Here is a 7,776-nt window from a genome sequence, read left to right on the forward strand (position 1 = left end):
GTACAACTCATTGAAATATAACGAAATTATTGTTTGATTGAGAATGGGGTGAAGGTTTTTGTCTCTGATTGGAGAATCGTTTCGGCTGGGCGGGCGCCATCGAGGGCAAGCCTTGCTCCACAGAACCCTGGAGACAGCAAAAGATGAGTTAGGCCTCGCACCTGTGGGAGCGAGACTTGCCCGCGGTGAGGGCCTATCTACCCATAGAGACTAATGTCTCATAAGTGAGACTCTGCAATCCCCAAAGCGACCATCTTCTTGTACAACGTCGACCGCCCCAACCCCAGCAGCACCGCCGCATCAATGACCTTGCCGCTACATTGCGCCAGGGCTGATTCAATCAGTTGTCGATCAAAACGCTCCCGCGCCTGGCTGAACGTCTCATGCGCGGCTGTCACGATCACCGGTGGCGCCGCCCGCTCCACCGGGGTCAACGTGCCGATTGCCGCCCGTATTTCCTCGGCATCGAGGATCAGATCATCACTGAGCAATGCCGCCCGCTCCAGCACATTGCGCAGTTCGCGAATGTTGCCCGGCCAGGCGTGTTGCGCCAACAGCGCCAGGGCCTCGTGGTTGAGTTCATGCTGGCTGCGCAGCTCTTCAAGGATCGCCTCGCTCAGGGCTGGCAGGTCGCCTGGGCGATCACGCAACGGCGGCACATGGATCGGCAAGACATTGAGGCGGTAATACAGGTCGGCACGAAACTCGCCGCGCTTGATCGCCGCTTCCAGATCCGTGGAAGTCGCCGCGATGACGCGCACGTCGCTCTGGATCATTTCGTTGGAGCCCACTGGCTCGAACTCCTTCTCCTGAAGCACGCGCAGCAACTTGCTCTGCAAGGGCAGGGGCATATCGCCTATCTCGTCGAGAAACAACGTGCCGCCCTGAGCGATCTGCAATTTGCCGGTGCGACCCTTGCGGTCAGCGCCGGTGAAGGCGCCGGGCGCCGTGCCGAAAAACTCTGCCTCCAGCAACGCCTCTGGAATCGCCGCACTATTGATGCTGACAAACGCCTTGTGCGCCCGTGGCGACGCGCTGTGAATCGCTTGGGCGAGCAACTCCTTGCCGGTGCCGGTTTCGCCGAGCAGTAACACCGGAGAATCGGCGCTGGCACCGCGTCGTGCACGGCGCTTGACTTCGAGAGTCGCGGTGCTGGTGCCGATAAAGTGGGCAAAGTTGTATTTGCTCTGGCGTGCCCGCAGCAGCGAGCGGGTCGAGGCCAGTTCCTCTTGCATGCTCATGTAGCGCTTGAGCATGGGCGAGAGGCTGCGTAACTCGTCGAACAGCGCAAAGCCGATCGCTCCGATCACCACACCGGTGTCGTCATGGATCGGCAGGCGCATGACCACCAGCGGCTCCTTGGGGGTGTCCTGCATATCGAGCAGGATCGGCCGGCCAGTGCGCACCACCTCGCGCAGCAGACTGCCGGGGATGACGCTTTCGCATGGCTTGCCAATCGCCACTTCAGCCGATTCCAGGCCAAAGCGGCGGGCGTAGCGCTCGTTCATCCAGACGATGTTGGCATCGCGGTCGACGATGACCGTGCCTTCGCTCGATTGCTCGATGATCTCGAACAGCGAGCGGATCGCCAGCAGGCGCACGCGCTGGTAGTCCTTGAGACTTTCGGTGGTGTTCATGATGCCGGCACGCCAAGCAACGCCGCTGCCAGCAACTCCTTGGTATACGGATGCTGCGGCGAATCGAACACCTCATGGCTGGCACCGCGTTCGACCACTTTGCCGTCCTTGATCACGATCATGTCGTGGGCGAGGGCGCGCACCACTGCCAGGTCGTGGCTGATGAACAGGTAGGTCAGGCCGTGTTTTTCCTGAAGCTGGCGGAGCAGGGCCACCACTTGTTTCTGCACAGTGCGATCGAGTGCCGAGGTCGGCTCGTCGAGCAGAATCAGCGCCGGTTTCAGCACCAGTGCTCTGGCGATGGCAATGCGTTGACGCTGACCACCGGAGAACTCGTGGGGGTAGCGGTGGCGGCTCTGCGGGTCGAGGCCGACTTCCTCGAGCACGCGGATGACTTGCTCGTCGCATTCCTCGGCGGTGGACTGGCAATGCACCTCCAGGCCCTCGCTGATGATCTGCGCCACTGACATCCGTGGGCTGAGGCTGCCGAAAGGATCCTGGAAAACCACCTGCATCTGTCGGCGCCATGGCCGCAGCTGTTTCTGATCCAGCCCTTCGAGGGCCTGGCCCTGGAAGCGAATACTGCCTTCGGAGTCGAGCAAACGCAGGATCGCCTGCCCCAGTGTGGATTTGCCTGAGCCGGATTCGCCGACGATGCCCAGGGTCTTGCCACGCTGGATGTTCAGACTGATGCCATCGACCGCGCGCAGGTACTGCTTGCGCTGAAACAGCCCGCCACCGAGCAGGAACTTGACGTTCAAGTCATCGACTTCCAGCACATTCTCGCGCTCGTCCCGGGGCAATGCTTCGCCTTCCGGCTCGGCATTCAACAAGACGCAGCTGTAGGGGTGTTTCGGTTCGTTGAACAGGGTTTCGCAGGGCGCCTGTTCGACGATCTCCCCGGCCTTCATCACGCACACGCGTTGGGCGATGCTGCGCACCAGGTTCAAATCGTGGCTGATCAGCAACAGGGACATGCCCAGGCGCTGCTGCAGGGATTTGAGCAGTAGCAGAATCTTGCGCTGCACCGTGACGTCGAGCGCGGTGGTGGGCTCGTCAGCGATCAGCAGTTGCGGTTCGCAGGCCAGGGCCATGGCGATCATCACCCTTTGCCGTTGCCCCCGGACAGTTGATGCGGGTAGGCCTTGAGCCGCTCCGCAGGTTTTTGAATGCCCACCAGGTGCAGCAGCTCGAGGATGCGTGCCTGGGCCGGTTTGCCGGTCAGGCCCTTGTGCAGCAGGAGCGTTTCGCCGATCTGCTTCTCGATGCTGTGCAGGGGATTGAGCGACGTCATCGGCTCCTGGAAGATCATCGCGATCCGGTTGCCGCGCAATTCGCGCAGCACCTTGGGGTCGGCGCCGAGCAGCTCTTTGCCATGATAGCGGATGCTGCCGGTGGTCTCGGTGCCGGTCTCGGGAAGCAGTTGCAGGATCGAATGAGCCGTCACCGATTTGCCCGAGCCCGATTCGCCGACCAGCGCCAGGCACTCGCCGGGGCGAATGTCCAGGCACAGGTTGCGCACTGCGCTTTGGCCGTGGAAGGCGACGTTGAGGTCGCGGATTTCGATCAGGTTGTCCGTCATGTCATTAACCGCGTCAGGAGCGTGGATCAAAGGCATCGCGCAGTGCTTCGCCAATGAACACCAGCAAGGAAAGAATCAGCGCCAGGGTGAAGAACGCCGTCAACCCGAGCCACGGTGCTTGCAGGTTTTGTTTGCCCTGACCGATCAGCTCGCCCAGGGACGCGCTGCCGGCCGGCATGCCGAAGCCGAGGAAATCCAGCGCTGTCAGGGTGGAAATCGCCCCGGTCAGAATGAACGGCAGGTAGCTCAGCGTCGCGTTCATGGCGTTGGGCAGAATGTGCCGGACGATCACTTTGCGGTCGCTCAAACCCAGCGCCCGCGCGGCTTTGACGTATTCCAGGTTGCGGCCGCGCAAGAACTCGGCGCGCACCACGTCCACCAGAGCGAGCCACGAAAACAGCGCCATGATCCCGAGCAACCACCAGAAATTCGGTTCGACGAACCCCGAGAGAATGATCAACAGGTAGAGCACTGGCAAGCCGCTCCAGACTTCCAGCAAGCGTTGTCCGATCAGGTCGACCCAGCCACCGTAATAACCTTGCAGGGCGCCGGCGGCGATGCCGATCAACGCACTGACAACTGTCAGCATCAACGCAAACAGAATCGACACCCGCGCGCCGAAAATCACCCGTGCCAATACATCCCGCGCCTGATCGTCGGTGCCCAGCCAATTGACTGATCGACGGCGGGCTCGGGGCCGGTTGATTGAGGTCGTAGTTGGGTGTGTCGTCACTGAACGGAATCGGCGGGAACAGCATCCAGCCGCCATCTTTTTCAATCAGGTTCTGCACATAGTCGCTGCGGTAATCAGCCTGAAACGGCAATTGCCCGCCAAACTCCTGCTCGGTGTATCGCTTGAGCACCGGGAAATACCATTGGCCCTGATAGCTGACCACCCACGGCTTGTCGTTGGCGATCAGTTCGCCTCCGAGGCTTAGCAGAAACAGGCCGATAAACAGCCACAACGACCACCAGCCGCGGCGGTTTTTCTTGAAACGTTCGAAACGACGACGGCCCAGGGGCGAGAGCTTGAACATCAGGCGTTCCTCGCGGCGAAGTCGATGCGCGGATCGACCAGGGTGTAGCAAAGGTCACCGATCAGTTTTATCAAGAGTCCGAAGAGGGTGAAGATGAACAGCGAACCGAACACCACCGGGTAGTCCCGCGACACGGCCGCTTCGTAGCTCATGCGACCGAGGCCGTCGAGCGAGAAGATCACCTCAATGAGCAGGGACCCGGCAAAGAACACGCTGATGAATGCCTGTGGAATCCCCGATACCACCAGCAACATCGCGTTGCGAAACACATGCCCGTACAGCACGCGGCGCTCGCTCAGGCCTTTAGCCCTGGCGGTGACCACGTATTGGCGGGTGATTTCGTTGAGAAAGGAGTTTTTGGTAAGGATGGTCAGGGTGGCGAACCCGCCAATGACCAGTGCCGTGACCGGCAGCACCAAGTGCCAGAAGTAGTCGGCGATCTTGCCCACGGTGGACAGCGATTCGAAGTTGTCCGAGACCAGGCCCCGCACCGGAAACCAGTTCAGTGAGGTGCCGCCGGCGAACATGACGATCAGGAACATCGCGAACAGGAACGCCGGCATCGCATAGCCGATGATGATCGCGGTGCTGCTCCAGATATCGAATGGGCTGCCGTGGTGCACCGCCTTGCGGATGCCCAGCGGTATCGACACCAGGTAGGTGATGAGCGTGGCCCAGAGGCCCAGGGAAATGGTCACCGGCATCTTTTCCAGGATCAGGTCGGTGACCGTGGCGCCGCGGAAAAAGCTCTTGCCGAAGTCCAGTCGTGCATAGCTGGTGAGCATCAGCCACAAGCGTTCGTGCGCCGGTTTGTCGAAACCGTACTGTTTTTCGATGTCCTTGATCAGTTGCGGATCGAGGCCACGGCTGGCGCGCGAGGTGCTGCTCATGGTCTCGCTGGAACTGCCGCCGACACTGGCGCCGCCAATGCCTTGCAAATGAGCAATGGCCTGTTCGACCGGCCCGCCGGGCGCGGCCTGGATGATCACGAAATTGACCAACAGGATGATTACCAGCGTCGGAATGATCAGCAGCAGACGCCGCAGTATGTAAGCCCACATCAGTGCGCGCCTCCGGGTCTGCCGCGAGCGATTTTTTCGGCGGTCATCTGTTGGTTGGTCAGCGGCGTGCTGCTGATCTCCCACCAGCTCTCGATGGCTTCATCGTTGCTCGCTTGTACCGCCGGTATGCCGAAACGGTTCCACCAGACCGTGGAAGTCCCCGGTGGGTAATAGTTGGGAATCCAGTAGAAGTTCCATTGCAGCACCCGATCCAGCGCATGCGCGTAATGCAGCATGTCGCTCTGGGTCGAGGCGCGGATCAAACCGTTGATCAAGGTATCGACCGCCGGATTTTTCAGCACCATGTAGTTGTTGGCACCGGGATCATTGGCCGAAATCGATCCGAAGTAGTTGAGCAGCTCACCGCCCGGAGACGTCGTGACGGGATAACCGGTGACGATCATGTCGTAGTCACGGCTCATCAGACGGTTGACGTACTGGGAGGCATCGATGCGGCGGATGTTCAGGTCGATGCCGATCTGCTTCAGCGTGCGCTTGTACGGCAGCAGCAAGCGGTCAATGCCGTTCTGGCTGACCAGGAAGGTGAAGCTCAGCGGCTTGCCTTCGGCATTCACCAGTTGATCGCCCTCGGGTTTCCAGCCGGCCTGCTCAAGCAGTTCGAGGGCCTGCAACTGCTTGTCGCGAATCAGGCCGCTGCCATCGGTTTTCGGGGCTTGGAAGACTTGAGTGAAGACCTCGTCGGGAACCTGTCCGCGCAAGGGTTCGAGGATTTTCAGCTCTGCCGCATCGGGAAGTTGCCGCGCCGCCAGATCAGAGTTGGAAAAGTAGCTCTGCTGGCGGATGTACATGTTGCGCATCATCTGCCGGTTGCTCCACTCGAAATCCCAGAGCATGGCCAGCGCCTGTCGCACGCGGCGGTCCTGAAACACCGGTTGTTGCAGATTAAACACGAAGCCCTGCGCCGACTGCGGTGCCTCGGTGGCCAGGTGGGCCTTTTGCAGGCGCCCGTCACTCAGGGCCGGGCTGTCGTAACCGATGGAGTAGCCGGTGGCAGAGAACTCACGGTTGTAATCATAGGCGCCGCCGCGCAGCACCTGGCGGGCTACATCGGTGTCGCCGAAGTACTCGATGCTGAAATGGTCGAAGTTGTAGAGTCCGCGACTGACCGGCAGGTCCTTGCCCCACCAGTCGGGATTGCGTTCAAAGGTGATGCTGCGCCCGGAGTCGACCTTGCCGACACGATACGGGCCGCTGCCCAGCGGGGGTTCATAGCCGCCACCGCCGGCGAAATCACGGCTCTTCCACCAATGCTCGGGAAATACCGGCAGGGTGGCGATGTCCAGCGGCAAGGTGCGGTTTTCATTGCTTTTGAAATCGAAACGCACCGTCAGCGGTGCTTCGATCTCCACCCCTTTGACATCGGCGAACTGGCTGCGATAGCGCAGGCTGCCCTGGGTCATCAGCAGGTCGAAGGTATAGCGCACGTCTTCGGCGGTAATCGGTTTGCCATCGGCGAAACGCGCTTTGGGGTTGATGTAGAACCGCAAGGACAAACCGTCTTCCGAGCGCTCCATCTGTTGTGCGACCAGGCCGTAGACGGTGTAAGGCTCGTCCATCGAACGCTGGCCCAAAGGGGAATAGAGCATGCCGTCGATCTGGGTGACGCCGATGCCTTTGTCGATGTACGGCAGCATGTGATCGAAGTGACCGATTTCGACCGCCGAGCGGCGCATTGTCCCGCCTTTCGGGGCCTGCGGATTGGTGTAGTCGAAGTGGCTGAAGCCGGCCGGGTATTTGGCGGGTTCGCCGTAGACGGTCAACGCATGTTGCGGTGCGGCGTTCACACCAGCGGCGCTCAACAGCAGAGCCACGGCAGTGAACATCAATGTGGAAAAAGCCAGTCGCATTGTCAGCCTTAAAGCCGGGTGATCGATATGCGCAATTTGTACGCGAGAGGCGCGTCAGTCGCCAGCCCAATCGTGTAACTCAAACACAACGGCCCACCAAAGGGCGGGCCGTTGCACAGCAAACCGGACGAGGGATCAGTCCTGACGGCTGGTGACTTCCAGCAGGTGATAACCGAACTGGGTTTTCACCGGGCCTTGCACGACGTTGATCGGCGCGCTGAAAACCACGGTGTCGAATTCCTTGACCATCTGGCCAGGACCGAACGAACCCAGGTCGCCGCCCTGACGGCTGGAAGGGCAGGTGGAGTTGGCTTTGGCGACTTCAGCGAAGTCAGCGCCGCCTTCGATCTGGGACTTGAGTTCGTTGCACTTGTCTTCGCTTGCAACCAGGATGTGGCGGGCAGTGGCTTTAGCCATGAGGAAACTCTCCAATCTATTTCAGTAAAATGCGGAGCCTACCGGATTCAGTGGGCGATTTCTCGGCAAAGTTCCATCGTTTCTATGAGGCGGTCTTGCGCAGGCAATCCGCCAGTTCGGAGCGGTGGTCAGATTCGTTACGGCGAAAATGGGTGTGTAGGCATGAAAGAGGCA

The 7,776-nt window shown here is 60.4% G+C and carries 4 protein-coding genes and 2 pseudogenes; all 6 read right to left on the reverse strand.

Annotation, left to right across the window (positions count from 1 at the left end):
• Positions 1-218: 218 nt before the first annotated feature.
• Positions 219-1,637: a sigma-54-dependent Fis family transcriptional regulator gene (locus JFT80_RS11940; RefSeq protein ID WP_201148006.1), complete on the reverse strand. Its 1,419-nt coding sequence runs from the start codon at positions 1,635-1,637 to the stop codon at positions 219-221.
• Positions 1,634-3,219, reverse strand: a pseudogene (locus tag JFT80_RS11945) (ABC transporter ATP-binding protein). The gene JFT80_RS11940 and the pseudogene JFT80_RS11945 overlap by 4 nt, the downstream one beginning before the upstream one ends.
• A gap of 13 nt (positions 3,220-3,232) precedes the next feature.
• A pseudogene (locus JFT80_RS11950) lies at positions 3,233-4,256 on the reverse strand (ABC transporter permease).
• Positions 4,256-5,317, reverse strand: coding sequence for a microcin C ABC transporter permease YejB (locus JFT80_RS11955; RefSeq protein WP_201148007.1), 1,062 nt, complete (start codon positions 5,315-5,317; stop codon positions 4,256-4,258). Before JFT80_RS11955 ends, JFT80_RS11950 begins: the two are co-directional and overlap by 1 nt.
• On the reverse strand, positions 5,317-7,185 hold the full coding sequence (locus tag JFT80_RS11960; RefSeq protein ID WP_201148008.1) for an extracellular solute-binding protein: 1,869 nt from the start codon (positions 7,183-7,185) through the stop codon (positions 5,317-5,319). Before JFT80_RS11960 ends, JFT80_RS11955 begins: the two co-directional genes overlap by 1 nt.
• A 135-nt stretch (positions 7,186-7,320) precedes the next feature.
• Entirely contained in the window at positions 7,321-7,602 is a 282-nt protein-coding gene (locus JFT80_RS11965) for a peptidylprolyl isomerase (RefSeq protein ID WP_201148009.1), read from the reverse strand.
• Positions 7,603-7,776: the final 174 nt, after the last annotated feature.

It is taken from the genome of Pseudomonas sp. TH10 (assembly GCF_016651255.1).
In the GTDB taxonomy this organism is placed as follows: Bacteria; Pseudomonadota; Gammaproteobacteria; order Pseudomonadales; family Pseudomonadaceae; genus Aquipseudomonas.